Source organism: Microbacterium sp. AK031 (genome assembly GCF_024807145.1).
In the GTDB taxonomy this organism is placed as follows: domain Bacteria; phylum Actinomycetota; class Actinomycetes; order Actinomycetales; family Microbacteriaceae; genus Microbacterium.
The window spans coordinates 33,984-48,547 of sequence record NZ_JANUCA010000010.1 but is presented as its reverse complement, the minus strand read 5'-3'; the positions used below and the strand labels follow the sequence as shown (position 1 = coordinate 48,547).

The following is a 14,564-nucleotide window of genomic DNA, read 5'->3' as shown; positions in this document are numbered from 1 at the left end:
ATATACAGTTCACGTGGCTACGATGTTGCTACCGCCGCCATGCCAGAGGAGCCCAGTGGGACTACTTGACAGCTTTGAGAAGGGTCTTGAGCGCGCCGTCAACGGTGCGTTCGCCAAGACCTTCCGCAGCGGCATTCAGCCGGTGGAGATCGCATCGGCGATCCGCCGCGAGGCCGACATCAAGGCCGCCGTCGTCAGCCGCGACCGCATCATCGCGCCGAACAGTTACGTCGTGCGTCTCAGCGCCGACGACCTCGAGCGGATGCAGGGACTCGGCGGCGCACTCACCGACGAGCTGCACGCACTGATGAACACGCACGCCAAGGCGCAGGGCTACAGTTTCGCCGGCCCGCTCTCGATCGCCCTCGAAGCCGACGAAAGAGTCGCCACCGGCACGGTGCGCGTGAACTCGGGCACGGTCGAAGGACGCGTCAGCTGGCAGGCCGTCGTCGACGTCGACGGGCACCGTCACTCGATCACCAAGGCACGCAGCGTGATCGGACGCGGCAGCGACGCCGACATCACGATCGCGGATGCCGGTTCCAGCCGCAAGCACGTCGAGATCCTCTGGGACGGCGAGCGTGCCATGATGCGCGATCTCGGGTCCACGAACGGCACCAAGATCAACGGCGAGAAGGTGCGCGAGGCCCCGCTGCCCACCGACACGACCATCACGATCGGGCGCACCGACCTGATCTTCCGCGTCGTTCCCGTGGCAGCCGACCGCCCTTCGACCGGCTCAGGAACCGGGAGGGCGAATCGATGAGTGAACTCGTCCTCCTCCTGCTGCGCATCGGCTTCCTGGTGCTGCTGTGGTTCTTCGTGTTCGGAGTCGTGTACTCGCTGCGCGCCGACCTGTTCGGCGTGAAGGTGCGAAAGCTCCCGGCCGAGGCCGCCGCCGGCGCTCCGGTCGCCGCCGCTGCTCCGGCAGCCAAGCCGAAGGCCGCGCCATCACCGCGCGCAGGGGGTGCCGCGCGCATCAACAGCGTCTCCAAGCTCGTCATCACCTCCGGCCCCAAGGCAGGACTCGAGCTTCCTCTCGGCACGGAGCCGATGACCATCGGCCGCTCCAGCGAGTCCGGTCTCGTCATCCGCGATGACTACACGTCCAGCCACCACGCGCGCCTGCTGCTGCGCGGCGATACCTGGGCGATCCAGGATCTCGATTCCACCAACGGCACCTTCCTCGGCGCGAAGCGCGTCTCCGGAGCACCGGTCCCGATCAACATCGGCGACGCCGTCAAGGTCGGCGCCACGACCTTCGAGCTGCGAGCCTGACGCCGGCATGGTCTTCGAAGGGTCGAGCGCGGCGATCTCCCATACCGGGAAGGTGCGCTCCAACAACCAGGACTCCGGGTATGCCGGCGCCAACCTGTTCGCCGTCGCCGACGGCATGGGCGGTCACGCAGGCGGCGATGTCGCCTCCAGCATCGCGATCCAGCGGCTCGAGCGACTGGACCAGACGTTTCCTGAGGTGGACGAAGCCCAAGCCTCGTTGCAGGCAGCCGTCACCACCGCCGCGGGAGACCTCATCCGTGCCGCGAAGGAGCGTCCGGAGCTCGCCGGACTCGGCACGACCGTCAGCGCGATCATTATGGTCGACGATCACGCCGTCATCGGCCACATCGGCGACTCGCGCATCTATCTCTACCGCGACGATGAGCTGACCCAGATCACCGCCGATCACACGTTCGTACAGCGACTGGTCGACTCGGGCCGCATCACCCCCGAGGAGGCGCGCTACCACCCGCGCCGTTCCGTGCTGATGCGCGTGCTCAGCGACATGGACCACGACCCCGAGCTGGACATGTTCGTCATGCCGACGCTCCCCGGCGATCGCTGGCTGCTCTGCTCCGACGGCCTCTCGGGTGTCGTCGACGAACCGCACATCCTCAAGGCCATGCGACTCGGCCTTCCGCCGGGACGCACCGCCGACAACCTGCTCAAGCAGGCACTCGACGGCGGTGCGCCCGACAACGTCACGGTCGTACTCGTCGAGGTCGGCGGCGTGCATCCCGTCTCCTCCGGCACGGCGACGATCGTCGGCGCCGCATCCAACCCGTCCGGTGTGCTGATCCCGGCCGCCCGCGCAGGGCGCACGAACTGGCTGCACCCGGTGCGCCAGGCCGCGAACGAACCCTCGCACTTCGAGCCGGCCGCCGACTACCTCGAGGAACTCATCGAGGAGGATCGCCGGCGCGCGAAACGTCGCCGGGTCGGATGGATCGCGGCACTTCTCGTCGTGCTGCTCGCCCTCACCGGTGCGGGAATGCTCGCTTACAACTGGACCCAGACGCGGTATTTCATCGGCGCAGACGATAACAGCGTCGTGATCTTCCAGGGCGTGCAGCAGAGCATCGGTCCGATCTCGCTGTCCACCGAGATCGAAGACACCGGCATCCTGCTCGCCGATCTTCCGCCGTACCAGCGCGCCTCCGTGGAGCGCACGATCAACGCCCGGTCGCTGTCCGACGCCATGGCGATCGTGGATCGCCTGCGGGCCGGCTCCGAGGCCGTCACCGGCGAGACGCCCGCGCCGACGCCGACGCCCACTCCGCCGCCGACTCCCGCTCCGACTCCCGTTCCGACGGCCACCGAAGGAGGCGATGCCGGATGATGAGCACCGACGTCTCCGCCGACACCGCGGTCATCAAGGCGCTGAAACGGATGCGGCTGCCGCAGACGCAGCGAAACCGAGAGTTCTGGCTGCTGCTGTTCGCCTGCGCGATCAGCGGCGCCGCCCTGTGCCTCGTGCAGCTCGGTGCGCTCGGACTGATCGACCCCTTCATCCTGTTCATCGGCGGCGGACTCGCCGTGCTGGCGTTCGCCCTGCACGTCGTACTGCGCATCGTCGCATCCGATGCCGACCCGTTCGTCCTGCCCATCGCGACGCTGCTCACCGGCCTCGGCATCGCGATGATCTACCGGATCGACATCGCGCTGCACAACACAGGGTGGGAGGCGTACTCCACCAAGCAGTTGGCCTGGACCGGCATCTCGCTCGCGGGCGCCATCGCGATCGTCATCCTCCTGCACAACTACCGGGTGCTGTTCCGCTACACGTACATGTTCGGTCTCGCCGGAATCGTGCTGCTGCTGCTGCCGTTCGTGCCCGGGCTCGGTGCATCCGGGGCGAATGCCGACGTGTGGGTCACCATCGGCGGCATCTTCGCCTTCCAGCCCGGCGAGCTCGCCAAGATCTGTCTGGCGATCTTCTTCGCCGGCTACCTGGTGCGCACACGAGAGAGCCTCACTTCCGTCGGCAAGGTGTTCCTCGGCATCACCTGGCCTCGGATGCGCGAGCTGGGTCCCGTGATCGTCGTGTGGCTGATCTCGCTCGGCATCATCGTGGTGCAGCGCGACCTCGGCACCGGCATGCTCATCTTCGGCATGTTCATCGCGATGCTCTACGTCGCCACGGGCAAGACCAGTTGGGTGCTGATCGGGCTCACCATGGTGGCCGTCGGCGTCTTCATCGCCACGCAGGTGCTCGCCTACGTCCACGGGCGCTTCACGAACTGGCTGTACGCATTCGATCCAGAGATCGTCGACCCCAAGGGTGCGGGCTACCAGTTGCAGCAGGGCATCTTCGGCCTCGCGCACGGTGGTCTGCTGGGCACCGGCCTCGGTCAGGGCCGCCCGACGATCACCCCGCTCGCGCACAGCGACTACATCATCCCCAGCCTCGGTGAAGAGCTCGGGCTGATCGGCCTGTTCGCGATCCTCGCTCTGTACATGGTGTTCGTCAGCAGGGGGATGCGGATCGGCATCGCCGGGCAGGACGACTTCGGCAAGCTGCTCGCGACCGGCCTGTCGTTCACGATCGCGCTGCAGGTGTTCATCATGGTCGGCGGTGTGACACGTGTCATCCCGCTGACGGGCCTGACCACCCCGTTCCTCGCGGCCGGCGGATCGTCACTGGTCGCGAACTGGCTCATCGTGGCGTTGCTGCTGCGCATCTCCGACGGCGTGCGCCGCCAGCCAAGGGTGGTGATCGGATGACCAGGGAACTCCGCAGGCTCAGCGTCGTGATGCTGTTCATGTTCATCGCCCTGTTCGCGGCGGCGAGTTGGATCCAGGTCGTCGACGCCGACAGCCTCGCTCAGAACCCGAACAACCAGCGCTCGCTCCGCGACAGCTACGAGATCGAGCGCGGATCGATCATCGCCGATGGGGTGCAGATCGCGCACTCCGTCGCCAGTGACGACGAGTTCCAGTACCAGCGCGTGTATGCCGATTCACCGATGTGGTCGAGCGTGACCGGATTCTTCAATCCGGCATTGCAGTCGTCGACCGGCATCGAGAACGCACTCAACGCCGATCTCTCCGGAACCGGCGCAAGTGCGTTCCTGGCGGAGATCGAACGGATCGTGTCGGGCCAGGCGCAGACCGGGTTCAGCGCCGAGCTGACTCTGGATGCTGCGGCTCAGCAGGCAGCCTACGAGGCGATGGGGGATCTGCAGGGCGCCGTTGTCGCCATCGAGCCGTCGACGGGACGGATCCTCGCGATGGTCTCGACCCCGGGTTACGACGCCAACGCTATCGCCGTGCACAGCGGTTCACAGGCCGAAGCCGCTTATGACGAACTCGACGCGCTGAGGCCCAACCCGCTGCAGAACCGCGCCATTGCGGGCAATCTGAACCCCCCTGGCTCCACGTTCAAGGTACTCGTCGCCGCTGCCGCCTATGCGACAGGGGAGTGGTCACCCGACTCGACACTCCCGAACCCCGCTCGCTACACGCTCCCTGGCTCCTCATCTCAGGTCTCGAACGCGACGGGCGGCACGTGCGGCTCGGGCGCGACCGTGACGATCGCGGATGCTGTCCGTCTCAGTTGCAACATCCCGATGGCTGAGCTCGCGGTCGAGCTCGGCGACGCGAAGATCCTCGAGATGGCAGAGAAGTTCGGCTTCAACCAGAGGTTCTCCACGCCGCTGGAGTCGACGGCTTCCCGTTATCCCCGCGGACTCGACGACGCGCAGACCGCGCTCACCGGATTCGGTCAGGGTCAGGTCACGGCCACCCCGCTGCAGATGGCGATGGTCTCTGCCGGACTGGCCAACGACGGGGTCGTGATGAATCCTCGGCTCGTGGATGCCGTGATCGGAAACGATCTCTCGGTGGTCCGCCAGTACGAGAACACGGAGTTCGGTCGAGCGACCGAGGCCGAGGTCGCGAACGCCGTCACCGACGCCATGACGGCGAGCGTCGCAGACGGTGCGGCGACGGGTGCAAGAATAGACGGCATCGACGTTGCCGGTAAGACGGGGACGGCCGAGAACGATGGCGACGAGCCGTACACGTTGTGGTTCACCGGTTTTGCACCGGCGGACAATCCACAGGTAGCTGTGGCGGTCGTCGTCGAAGACGGCGGCGGAATGGGACAGTCGGGATCCGGTGACACGCTCGCCGCCCCGATCGCGAAGAAGGTCATTGAGGCGGTGCTTAACAGATGAGGCCGACGCAGGGTGTGTCGTTCGGTGGTCGATACGAGCTTCAGTCGCGTATTGCGATCGGTGGCATGGGCGAGGTCTGGGAAGCCACGGACCACGTCATCGGACGGACCGTCGCCATCAAGATCCTCAAGGACGAGTACATGGGGGATCCGGGCTTCCTCGAGCGCTTCCGCGCCGAAGCCCGTCATGCCGCACTCGTCAATCACGAGGGCATCGCCAGTGTCTTCGACTACGGCGAGGAGAACGGCAGCGCGTTCCTCGTCATGGAACTCGTCCCCGGTGAAGCGCTATCCACGTTGCTCGAGCGCGACGGCGCGCTGAGCGCCGACAAGACGCTCGACATCGTCGCCCAGACGGCATCCGCTCTTCAGGCTGCGCACGCCGCGGGTCTCGTGCACCGCGACATCAAGCCGGGAAACCTGCTGATCACTCCGGACGGTCGGGTCAAGATCACCGACTTCGGCATCGCACGCATCGCCGACCAGGTGCCGCTGACCGCGACCGGCCAGGTCATGGGCACCGTGCAGTACCTGTCGCCAGAGCAGGCCTCCGGTCACCCGGCATCCCCTGCGACTGACACGTACTCACTGGGAATCGTCGCCTACGAGTCGCTGGCGGGCAAGCGCCCGTTCACCGGTGAGTCGCAGGTCGCGATCGCAATGGCGCAGATCAACGAGCAGCCGCCGCCGCTGCCGCCGACCGTGCCGATCCCGGTGCAGAACCTCGTGATGGCGATGATCGCGAAGAAGCCGGCGGACCGGCCGTCTTCATCCGCCACTGTCGCACGCGCCGCGCAGGCGCTGCGCCGCGGCGACCTGAACTCCGCGGCGATCGCGGTGCCCGCCATCGCCACCGGCGGTGTCGCCGGCGATGATGCCACCCGCATCCTCACCGCCAGCGGCGACGACGGTACGACGCGCATCCTGCCGACCACCGCGGCTCTCCCCGCCGACGGCGCAGAAGCAGAGGCAGAGGGCAAGAAGAAGAAACGCAGCCCGTGGACGTGGCCGCTGATCGCACTGATCGCGCTCATCGCCATCGTGCTCGCCGGCACCGTGTTCGCGCTGTTGAATCAGGGCGACCCCGAACCCGACCCCACGAACACCACCTCCGCGGCGAACACTCCGACGCCCAAGCCCACGACGCCTACACCAGAGCCCCCTCCGGAGCCGGATCGCGTCGATGTGGCGTCACTGAACCTGGTCGGCCTCGACTGCTCCGCTGCGACCACGACCCTGACGGACAACGGCTTCTCCGACGTCACCTGCGTCACCGGCGATCCTGCCGGATCCGACGATCAAGTCGGCAAGGTGTACAAGGTCGAGCCGCTCGGCAACGTCTCCGTCGATCAGGCGATGACGCTGACCACCTACGGCGAGCGCGCCGCACTTCCGGCGCCGACGGATGCTCCCGCGATCTCCGGCGAGCCCACTGCCGGCGGAACCGTGACGCTGTCGTGGGGCAGCGACTTCGTGTGCCCCAGCGGCACTAACCTCACCCGCTACACGGTGCAGCTCTCCAACGGCTCCTTCGTGTCGGGGGGTCCGAACTTCCCGCCGACGCAGCGCAGCGCCGAGGTCGTGGTCGCCGATGCTGAAGGTCAGCAGATGATCGCGACCTACACGGCGACGTGCGCCAGTGGCGACGAGCGCGTGACGCCGTCGTCCCCGCCGCTCTCCGTGACGATCCAGCCTGCGAGCATCCTCCCGGGCGATGAAGGCGAACTCCCCGAAGGCTGAGAGTCATCTCAGGAGAGCTGAGGGGTAACCTTAGGAAGTCCATGCCGTTGTCGTACCAGGGGGAGTCACCAGTGACCGCAGAGCCGCGCATCATCGCTGAGCGATACCGCGTGGATGAACTCATCGGTCACGGCGGCATGGCCAAGGTCTATCGCGGCTACGACATCACCCTCGGGCGCGAGGTCGCCATTAAGATCCTCGACCCCGAGCTCGCACGCGACACGGCGTTCCGCACGCGCTTCCGCCTGGAGGCGCAGGCGGCGTCCCGCATGTCGCACGCGTCGATCGTGCGCGTCTTCGACGCGGGTGACCCGACGTCGGCGCCGCAGGGCGCTCCCGCTGTGGGCACAGCGGGCAGTGAGCCGTACATCGTCATGGAGCTGGTTCAGGGCCGCCAGCTGAAGGAGATCATCGCCGAGGGTCCGGTTCCCGTCGAGGACGCGGTGCGCTACGTCGACGGCATCCTCGAGGCGCTGGACTACTCCCACCGCGCCGGCGTCGTGCATCGCGACATCAAACCGGGCAACGTCATGGTCACGCCGTCCGGCCAGGTGAAGGTCATGGATTTCGGCATCGCCCGCGCGGTTTCGGACTCGTCGTCGACGGTCGCCGAGACCACGCAGATCATCGGCACTGCCGCGTACTTCTCGCCGGAGCAGGCCAAGGGCGAGCCGGTCGATGCGCGTGCCGATCTCTACTCGACCGGCATCGTGCTGTACGAGCTGCTCACCGGGCGTCAGCCGTTCCGCGGCGAATCGCCCGTCGCGGTCGCCTATCAGCACGTGAGCGAGACCCCGCTGCCTCCGACCGAGGTGAATGAGGATTCCCCCGGTGCACTCGATCCCATCGTGCTGCGCGCGCTCGCGAAGGATCCGTATCAGCGGTATCCGGATGCTGCGCACTTCCGCGCCGCGCTCGACGATGCAGTCGCGGGCAAGGCTCCGAGCAAGAAGCAGCTCAGTGCTCTCACCAGCGAGCTGTACGGCCCGAGCCCTCGCCAGGCGCAGGAGACCGCGCGGTCTCTGCGGCAGCTCAGCAGCGACACCACGATGACACGCACGCAGTCCGGACCACCAGTGGTGTGGATCTGGGCGGGCGTCGCGCTGCTTGCCGTGCTGCTGATCTCGGTGCTCGTGTGGGTGCTCACGATGCCGCGCGGCGAGCAGATCCCCACGTCGTCCCGCACGGTTCCCGACCTGATCGATGTGTCGTACGAACGCGCGCAGCAAGACCTCGAAGAACTCGACCTCCAATCCACGCTCGTGTACGAGACGAGTCCTTCGATCACCGAGAACAACGTCATCCGCACAGACCCTGAGGCTGGACAGTCAGTCGAAGCAGGGCAGAGCGTGACGATCTACGTCTCCTCGGGCACCGAGACGGTTGAGGCCCCAGCGCTCGTCGGGCTCTCGCAGACAGCGGCGAAGGAGGCGCTGAGCAAGGCGGGCCTCGAGCTCGGCAACGTCATTCAGCGCAACGATCCCGACAGCGCTGCCGACACGGTGCTGGAGTCGAGCGTGGAAGCGGGTGCCGAGGTCGCCCCCAAGACGGTCGTCAACCTCGTCGTCGCCAGTGGCCATGTCACGCTGCCCGATGTCTCAGGGTGGACGCTGGATGCGGCGACCGCGAAACTCGAGGAACTCGGACTCACCGCGATCCCTACCGAGATGGCGGATTGCCCTGCCACCGACCCGGCGACCGTCGCCTCGATGTCCGCCGCCCCTGGTGACGTCCCGGTGCACTCCGAAGTGCAGTTGCGTCACTGCACCGCTGTCGCAGAATGACGCGGCACCACCGATAGGTGCTCGATCCTGCGCGGCCGTCAGCGCGCGAACGGATGGAGCCGCGTCGACACCTCGACGGCGTTCGGATCACCGAGCTGCGCCAACCAGTTCGCCAGCAGGCGGTAGCCGTAGGACGTGAGCACGCTCTCCGGGTGGAACTGCACTCCTTGGACCGGCAGCTCGCGGTGCGCGATCGCCATCACGGTTCCGGATGCCGTGCGTGCCGTGACACGCAGTTCTGCCGGCAGCTCCGGCTCGGCGAGCGCAAGTGAGTGGTAGCGCCCGACATCGAAGGGCGACGGGATGCCGTGGAACAGCGGCGAGCCGTCATGCGCGACCGTGGACACCATCCCGTGCATCAGCTCCGGCGCCTCGGAGACCTCGGTACCGAACGCGGCTCCGATCGCCTGATGCCCGAGACAGACACCGAGCAACGGCATCCGGCGCTCGGCGGCGAGCGCAACGATCTCGACGGATGCGCCCGCGTCCCGCGGCCGGCCGGGGCCCGGCGAGAGCAGCACGGCGTCGAAGTCGGGCAGGAGGCGGGCGAAGCCCGCCGCGTCCACAGCATCCGCCTCGATCATCTCGCAGGCCGCACCGAGCTCTCGCAGGTACCCGACGAGCGTGTGCACGAAGCTGTCGTGATTGTCGACGACCAGCACTCGCACGCTCACTCCAGATCGACCTCACCCGGCGTGATGAGCGGGCTCACCCAGGGGAACACGTAGAAGAACAGCCCGTAGAGGATCGCCGCGACGACGACCAGCAGGATGAACAGCCGCAACCACCACGGCCCGGGCAGGATGCGCCAGATTGCTGCGTACATCAGATCTTCCTCAGATGGATGGGGGTGCGACGTCGGCGACGGCGGTCAGCGACTCGGGTTCGCCCTCGACGCGGGGCTGAAACCCCTCGAAGACGGCATAGCCGATGATGCGCTCGGCAAGCGAGTACAGCGGGGAACAGGCGGTCAGCGTAAGGTAGCGCTCTCCGGTGACGGCACCCGGCACCTGCGGCACGTCGAGGAGCACGTCGACCTGATCCGGCTGCACGTACTCGAGGGTGCGGAATCGATAGGTGTACCAGCCCTCCTGAGTCTCGACGACGATCGCATCGTCGATGCGCAGCTTGTCCATCCGGTTCAGCGGAGCACCCCAGGTGGTGCGGTGACCGGCGACGGAGAAATTGCCCACTTCTCCTGGCATGACGGACTGGGCGTACACGCCGATCCATCCGTTGTCGAGGGTGACCGGTCGCGAGGTCCCCCCGGCGATCGCGACGTTGTAGTCGTCGCCGAACCGCGGGATCCGCATCTGCGCGAAGGTCTCCCCCCCTGCCGGATGCGGCAGCACCGGTGGTTCGAACCAGGTGTCGCCGTCATCGTTCTCGACGATCGGCGGTGGTACGGGGGCGGGTTGCTGCTCCCAGGTCTCGGAGACCGCGCTGCCCGCACTGTTGCTCTGGGCGCTGATGATGATGTCGCCGATCCACATCTGCCATGCGACGAACAGCATCACGAGCACGCCGGCGGTCAGCAGCAGTTCACCGAGCACGCTCGTGAACGTCGCCCGCGAACGCCGGCGAGGACGCCGAGTGCGCGCGTTGATCGACGCCCCAGGTGCACTCATAGCGGCGATCTTATCTCGCCAGGGTGTACGCCTGCGATCGAAGCAGGCACGCATCGCTGTCTTGGGTAGACTGACCCCATGGCACGAGACCGTAAGAGCGAAGAACCCGCTGTCGAGCGCGCTGAGGGCGAGGCCGCCCCGAACGCCGTGTGGTTCAAGCCGGTGATGCTCGGCTTCATGCTGCTGGGCCTCGTGTGGATCCTGGTCTTCTACATCTCGGGCATGCAGTTCCCGGTTCCGGGCATCGGATCGTGGAACCTCGCCATCGGTCTCGGCATCGCGATGATCGGATTCCTCATGACGACGCGCTGGCGCTGACGCCGCGCATTCGCTGTCTTTCGAAAGGCCCCTCGTTCGCGAGGGGCCTTTCGCCGTACCCGCGGGGGATGCTGCGGGAGTGCGGTTCACGCGGCAGGTCAGCCCGGAGTTATCCACAGGGTTGTGCACAGGGTGGGGAGAATTACACCGGTGTTATTCACAGGGGTGGAGAACGGTGTTAACAACTGCTGACCGGGATCGGAGGCGTCCGTCCGGGTAGGACCTCAGACGCCGATGAGGAGTGGCGGGACTATGAAGACCGCGGCGAGCAGGAGTGCGGCGAGCGCGATGAGGAGCAGGATCTGCCAGACGCGCTGCTGCCGCTTGCGGGTGCGCAGCACGATCAGACCGACCAGGGCGCCGACGGCCGCACCGCCCACGTGCGCCTGCCACGCGATGTTGAAGCCGGGGATGAATCCGATCACGAGGTTGATGCCGAGCAGCACGAACAGACCGGTCATGTTGGCCCCCAGGTGCAGGCCGATCACGAGCAGGGCGCCGAACAGCGAGAACACCGCGCCGGATGCGCCGACGGTCGCCGTGGTCGGCGAGATGATCCCGACCGCGACCGATCCGCCGAGAGCGCCGAGCACGTAGAGCGCGAGGAAGCGCCAGCGCCCGAGCATGGGCTCGAGGCTCCGGCCGATCAACCAGAGCGCGAGCATGTTGAGACCGATGTGCCAGATGCCGCTGTGCACCAGGGCTGCCGTGAGCAGGCGCCAGGGCTGGAACGGCGCTCCGGAGAGCTCGGGGAAGAGGTAGCCGATCCAGAACTCGAAGAGTCCGGTGATACCCAGGCCCGGCACCAGCTGCAGAAGACCGACGAAGGCCGTCACCGCGATGATCCCGTAGGTCATCATCGGACGGCCCGATTGCACGGCCGTCAGTGAGCCGCGGGCGCTGCCGCCACGACCCCACTGCCGCTGTGCGCGTTTCTGTGCGGGAGTGCGGTTGCTGCGCTCGGCCTTCATGCACTCCGGGCAGATGACGCCGACGGCGGCCTGCGTCTGGCACTCGGGGCAGATGGTGCGCATGCAGCGCTGACAGAGCACGAAGCTCTGCCGATCCGGATGGCGGTAGCAGAAGTTGTCACGATTGGTCGTGAACTCGGGTGTCGTCATCCGGATCGGCCTGAGAAGTCTGAACTCAGACGGCGGCGATGTCGACCGACTGCAGGACGACGTCCTCGAGCGGCTTGTCACCGGCGGCGGTGGGGACCGCGGCGATGGCGTCGACGACCTTCTTGGAGGCGTCATCCGCGACCTCGCCGAAGATCGTGTGCTTGCCCTGCAGCCACGGGGTCGGGTCGGTCGTGATGAAGAACTGCGAGCCGTTCGTGCCCTCGGCCTTGCCGGTGATCGCGTTGCGACGCAGGCCCGCGTTGGCCATGGCGAGGATGTAGGGCTCGTTGAAGTTGAGCTCCATGTTGATCTCGTCATCGAAGTTGTAGCCGGGGCCGCCCACGCCCTGGCCGAGCGGGTCGCCGCCCTGGATCATGAAGTTCGGGATGATGCGGTGGAAGATGACGTCCTTGTAGAGGGCGCCCTCGCCGGGCTTGCCCGTTGCGGGGTCGGTCCACTCCTGAGTGCCGTCGGACAGGCCGACGAAGTTCTTGACCGTCTTCGGGGCGTGGTCGCCGAAGAGGTTGACGACGATATCGCCGTGGTTGGTGTGCAGGGTTGCGACGTGAGAGTGCTGAGCCATGCCTCCATTGTCGCAGAGCCAGCAGTGTGCCGGCCGGAAGCGTCGTTACGGTAGCGCGCGCGGCTCCGGAGGACAAGGGTCGGCACAATCACTGCCAGCATCCAGTCTCGTCTGGCAAGATGGGGAACCCGTACTCCAAGTCGACAGGAGAACATCGTGAGCCTCACCCGCAAGCGGAAGAAAGAACTGCGCCGTCTGCGCGATAACGCCACCGAGCTCTGGGAATCCCAGCAGGAGGTCGTCGGCCACGCCGCCGAGATCGCTCGCGAGGCCAGCCGTCAGCTCGCAGGCGTCGGACGTGAGCAGGTGCTTCCTGTCGTGCAGGACGCATACAACCGCCGGGTCGCCCCCACAGTGGACCGCGGCGTGAAGCTCGGTCGCCACGTCGTGGACGACAAGGTCGTCCCGCTCGTTGGCGGCGTCGTCGGTTCCGCCCTCTCCGCGTGGGATGTGGCGAACGCCAAGCGCCAGGGCCTCGAGTTCTCCAAGGGACGCATCGTGAAGAAGAAGCAGGGGCCAGGCATCGGCTCCGTCATCGCGATTGTTCTCGGCGCGGCTGCGGCCGTCGGCGTGCTCTACGCCGCATGGCAGGCACTGCGCACGGATGACGAGCTCTGGGTCGCAGACGACCCGCTCGCCGCCCCTGACGCGTGACCCCGTCGGCTTCTGCCGCTTCGACCCCTGACCCTTCCACGGGCTCGGGGGTCGATGTCATGCAGCAGCAGCAGCACGCGCGCGTGCGGGATGCCGCGGCGGCCCGTGGTCTGGACATCGAGATCCGTGAGCGCCCTCACGCGAACAGCCTGCATGAGGCGGCGGCGCTGCTCGGGATCGATCCGTCGGGCATCGTCAAGACGCTGGTCGTCAAGCGCACCGATGACAGCTATCTCTTCGCGCTCGTGCCGGGTGGCCGATCGATCTCGTGGCCGAGGCTGCGTGCGATCGTCGGCGTGAACAAGCTGCGCCTGCCCGAGGCCGAACTCGCACTGGCCGCGACCGGATACGAGCGCGGCACCATCGTTCCGATCGGCAGCACCACCGACTGGCCGATCTACGCCGACGAGTCGATCGTCGGTCAGCGCGTCGCGATGGGCGCGGGCGCGCACGGGTACAGCCTGTTCGTCGACGCTGATGACCTGATCGCCGCCTATGGTGCGACGGTCGCCGATATCACCGTGCCGGAGCAGCCGCGCGACTGACCTCCCGCAGACCTCTGCGAGTCAGATGATCTCGGCCATCCGCAGCGCGATGTCGACGAGCTTCACGCGCTGCAGTTCCGCGAGAGCGGGCAGTGAGAACCACCCCGCCATATCGGTGGAGCCGTTCTCCTCGAAACGCAGCTTTCCGCCGCTGATCTTGGCGCGGTAGACGATTCGCAGGGTGTGCAGCGGTTCCCCCGACTTCCTCACTCGCCTGCCGGCAGGGATCACGCGGGAATGGATGCCGAGAAGCTCCTTCACATGCACCGTGTACCCGGTCTCCTCGCGAACTTCACGGCGAACGGCGTCTTCCGGGTCCTCCCCGGCCTCGAGACCGCCACCGGGCATCGTCCATGCGACCCGGCGACCCTCGGTCCATCGCGCCAGCAGCACCCTGTCGTCGTCATCGGTGACGACCGCATATGCTGCGACACGCAGATCCATGGCATCACACTACTCGGGGTGATGAAGCCCGTCCCGCCGTGTGTCCTAGGCTGTGGCCATGCCGAACATCAGAGTCGAACTGCTCCCTGGGCGCACCGTTGACCAGCGCCGCGCCTTCGCCGAGGCAGTCACTCTTGCTGCGGTCGAGGCCTTGGGTGCACAACGCGAGCACGTGCGGATCATGTTCGAAGAGGTGGCGGCCGACTTGGTCGCGAACGGCGGCGTGCTTGCGAGTGAAGACGACGACCGCGCCGCTGCCGTGGCACGCGCAGCGTCTCACTCCGCCTGACCC

The 14,564-nt window shown here is 66.9% G+C and carries 17 protein-coding genes; 11 read left to right on the top strand and 6 right to left on the bottom strand.

Annotated elements, in window-relative coordinates; all coding sequences use genetic code 11:
* Positions 1–55 precede the first annotated feature (55 nt).
* Genes HDC95_RS16025 through pknB form a run of 7 tightly spaced genes read left to right on the top strand, consistent with a single transcriptional unit; the run spans position 56 to position 8,979 of the window.
* Positions 56–766, top strand: coding sequence for a DUF3662 and FHA domain-containing protein (locus HDC95_RS16025; protein WP_259064654.1), 711 nt, complete (start codon positions 56–58; stop codon positions 764–766).
* Positions 763–1,278, top strand: a complete 516-nt coding sequence (locus HDC95_RS16020; protein ID WP_259064652.1) for an FHA domain-containing protein — start codon at positions 763–765, stop codon at positions 1,276–1,278. The genes HDC95_RS16025 and HDC95_RS16020 overlap by 4 nt, the downstream gene beginning before the upstream one ends.
* A gap of 7 nt (positions 1,279–1,285) precedes the next feature.
* Entirely contained in the window at positions 1,286–2,617 is a 1,332-nt protein-coding gene (locus HDC95_RS16015) for a PP2C family serine/threonine-protein phosphatase (RefSeq protein ID WP_259064650.1), read from the top strand.
* Complete coding sequence (locus HDC95_RS16010) at positions 2,617–4,002, top strand: FtsW/RodA/SpoVE family cell cycle protein (protein WP_259064731.1); 1,386 nt, start codon at positions 2,617–2,619, stop codon at positions 4,000–4,002. The genes HDC95_RS16015 and HDC95_RS16010 overlap by 1 nt, the downstream gene beginning before the upstream one ends.
* On the top strand, positions 3,999–5,456 hold the full coding sequence (locus tag HDC95_RS16005) for a penicillin-binding protein 2 (protein WP_259064649.1): 1,458 nt from the start codon (positions 3,999–4,001) through the stop codon (positions 5,454–5,456). The genes HDC95_RS16010 and HDC95_RS16005 overlap by 4 nt, the downstream gene beginning before the upstream one ends.
* Positions 5,453–7,195 (top strand): serine/threonine-protein kinase, encoded by a 1,743-nt coding sequence (locus tag HDC95_RS16000; protein WP_259064648.1) that lies wholly within the window; start codon positions 5,453–5,455, stop codon positions 7,193–7,195. Before HDC95_RS16005 ends, HDC95_RS16000 begins: the two co-directional genes overlap by 4 nt.
* Before the next feature lie 41 nt (positions 7,196–7,236).
* Positions 7,237–8,979 (top strand): Stk1 family PASTA domain-containing Ser/Thr kinase, encoded by a 1,743-nt coding sequence (gene pknB, locus HDC95_RS15995; protein ID WP_259064646.1) that lies wholly within the window; start codon positions 7,237–7,239, stop codon positions 8,977–8,979.
* 38 nt (positions 8,980–9,017) lie between these two features.
* Here the strand turns inward: pknB and HDC95_RS15990 are convergent, their stop codons facing one another.
* Genes HDC95_RS15990 through HDC95_RS15980 form a run of 3 tightly spaced genes read right to left on the bottom strand, consistent with a single transcriptional unit; the run spans position 9,018 to position 10,607 of the window.
* Positions 9,018–9,653 carry an aminodeoxychorismate/anthranilate synthase component II gene (locus HDC95_RS15990; protein WP_259064645.1) on the bottom strand — a complete coding sequence of 212 codons (636 nt, stop codon included), beginning with the start codon at positions 9,651–9,653 and terminating at the stop codon, positions 9,018–9,020.
* On the bottom strand, positions 9,650–9,805 hold the full coding sequence (locus tag HDC95_RS15985) for a hypothetical protein (protein WP_259064644.1): 156 nt from the start codon (positions 9,803–9,805) through the stop codon (positions 9,650–9,652). The genes HDC95_RS15990 and HDC95_RS15985 overlap by 4 nt, the downstream gene beginning before the upstream one ends.
* Before the next feature lie 10 nt (positions 9,806–9,815).
* The gene (locus tag HDC95_RS15980) at positions 9,816–10,607 is read right to left on the bottom strand and encodes a class E sortase (protein WP_259064643.1); all 792 of its coding nucleotides are present in this window, start codon (positions 10,605–10,607) and stop codon (positions 9,816–9,818) included.
* Between the two features lie 78 nt (positions 10,608–10,685).
* Between HDC95_RS15980 and HDC95_RS15975 the strand changes: the two genes are divergently transcribed.
* A complete protein-coding gene (locus tag HDC95_RS15975) occupies positions 10,686–10,925 on the top strand; it encodes a cell division protein CrgA (protein WP_259064642.1) in 240 nt (79 codons plus the stop codon).
* Between the two features lie 224 nt (positions 10,926–11,149).
* On the opposite strand, the gene HDC95_RS15970 is transcribed toward HDC95_RS15975, so the two are convergent.
* Together HDC95_RS15970 and HDC95_RS15965 are read right to left on the bottom strand one after the other, a co-directional pair.
* Entirely contained in the window at positions 11,150–12,046 is an 897-nt protein-coding gene (locus tag HDC95_RS15970; RefSeq protein WP_259064641.1) for a rhomboid family intramembrane serine protease, read from the bottom strand.
* A gap of 25 nt (positions 12,047–12,071) precedes the next feature.
* Positions 12,072–12,629, bottom strand: a complete 558-nt coding sequence (locus HDC95_RS15965; protein WP_259064640.1) for a peptidylprolyl isomerase — start codon at positions 12,627–12,629, stop codon at positions 12,072–12,074.
* Between the two features lie 156 nt (positions 12,630–12,785).
* Between HDC95_RS15965 and HDC95_RS15960 the strand changes: the two genes are divergently transcribed.
* Both HDC95_RS15960 and HDC95_RS15955 read left to right on the top strand, forming a co-directional pair.
* Positions 12,786–13,283, top strand: coding sequence for a DNA helicase (locus tag HDC95_RS15960; protein ID WP_259064639.1), 498 nt, complete (start codon positions 12,786–12,788; stop codon positions 13,281–13,283).
* Positions 13,284–13,342: 59 nt separating this feature from the next.
* Positions 13,343–13,828, top strand: coding sequence for an aminoacyl-tRNA deacylase (locus HDC95_RS15955; RefSeq protein ID WP_259064638.1), 486 nt, complete (start codon positions 13,343–13,345; stop codon positions 13,826–13,828).
* Between the two features lie 21 nt (positions 13,829–13,849).
* Here HDC95_RS15955 and HDC95_RS15950 read toward each other — a convergent pair whose 3' ends face one another.
* Complete coding sequence (locus HDC95_RS15950; protein WP_259064637.1) at positions 13,850–14,272, bottom strand: NUDIX hydrolase; 423 nt, start codon at positions 14,270–14,272, stop codon at positions 13,850–13,852.
* A 58-nt stretch (positions 14,273–14,330) separates the two neighbouring features.
* Here HDC95_RS15950 and HDC95_RS15945 point away from each other — a divergent pair, with 58 nt between their 5' ends.
* Entirely contained in the window at positions 14,331–14,561 is a 231-nt protein-coding gene (locus tag HDC95_RS15945; RefSeq protein WP_259064636.1) for a tautomerase family protein, read from the top strand.
* Positions 14,562–14,564 lie beyond the last annotated feature (3 nt).

Excerpts from the sequence above, each read along its gene's own strand:
- HDC95_RS16015 (WP_259064650.1), top strand. The coding sequence starts at position 1,286 with ATGGTCTTCGAAGGGTCGAGCGCGGCGATCTCCCATACCGGGAAGGTG.
- HDC95_RS16005 (WP_259064649.1), top strand. The coding sequence starts at position 3,999 with ATGACCAGGGAACTCCGCAGGCTCAGCGTCGTGATGCTGTTCATGTTC.
- HDC95_RS15965 (WP_259064640.1), bottom strand. The coding sequence starts at position 12,629 with ATGGCTCAGCACTCTCACGTCGCAACCCTGCACACCAACCACGGCGAT.
- HDC95_RS15985 (WP_259064644.1), bottom strand. The coding sequence starts at position 9,805 with ATGTACGCAGCAATCTGGCGCATCCTGCCCGGGCCGTGGTGGTTGCGG.
- HDC95_RS15980 (WP_259064643.1), bottom strand. The coding sequence starts at position 10,607 with ATGAGTGCACCTGGGGCGTCGATCAACGCGCGCACTCGGCGTCCTCGC.
- HDC95_RS16020 (WP_259064652.1), top strand. The coding sequence starts at position 763 with ATGAGTGAACTCGTCCTCCTCCTGCTGCGCATCGGCTTCCTGGTGCTG.
- HDC95_RS15945 (WP_259064636.1), top strand. The coding sequence starts at position 14,331 with ATGCCGAACATCAGAGTCGAACTGCTCCCTGGGCGCACCGTTGACCAG.
- HDC95_RS15975 (WP_259064642.1), top strand. The coding sequence starts at position 10,686 with ATGGCACGAGACCGTAAGAGCGAAGAACCCGCTGTCGAGCGCGCTGAG.
- HDC95_RS15970 (WP_259064641.1), bottom strand. The coding sequence starts at position 12,046 with ATGACGACACCCGAGTTCACGACCAATCGTGACAACTTCTGCTACCGC.
- pknB (WP_259064646.1), top strand. The coding sequence starts at position 7,237 with ATGCCGTTGTCGTACCAGGGGGAGTCACCAGTGACCGCAGAGCCGCGC.
- HDC95_RS15955 (WP_259064638.1), top strand. The coding sequence starts at position 13,343 with ATGCAGCAGCAGCAGCACGCGCGCGTGCGGGATGCCGCGGCGGCCCGT.
- HDC95_RS16010 (WP_259064731.1), top strand. The coding sequence starts at position 2,617 with ATGAGCACCGACGTCTCCGCCGACACCGCGGTCATCAAGGCGCTGAAA.
- HDC95_RS15950 (WP_259064637.1), bottom strand. The coding sequence starts at position 14,272 with ATGGATCTGCGTGTCGCAGCATATGCGGTCGTCACCGATGACGACGAC.
- HDC95_RS16000 (WP_259064648.1), top strand. The coding sequence starts at position 5,453 with ATGAGGCCGACGCAGGGTGTGTCGTTCGGTGGTCGATACGAGCTTCAG.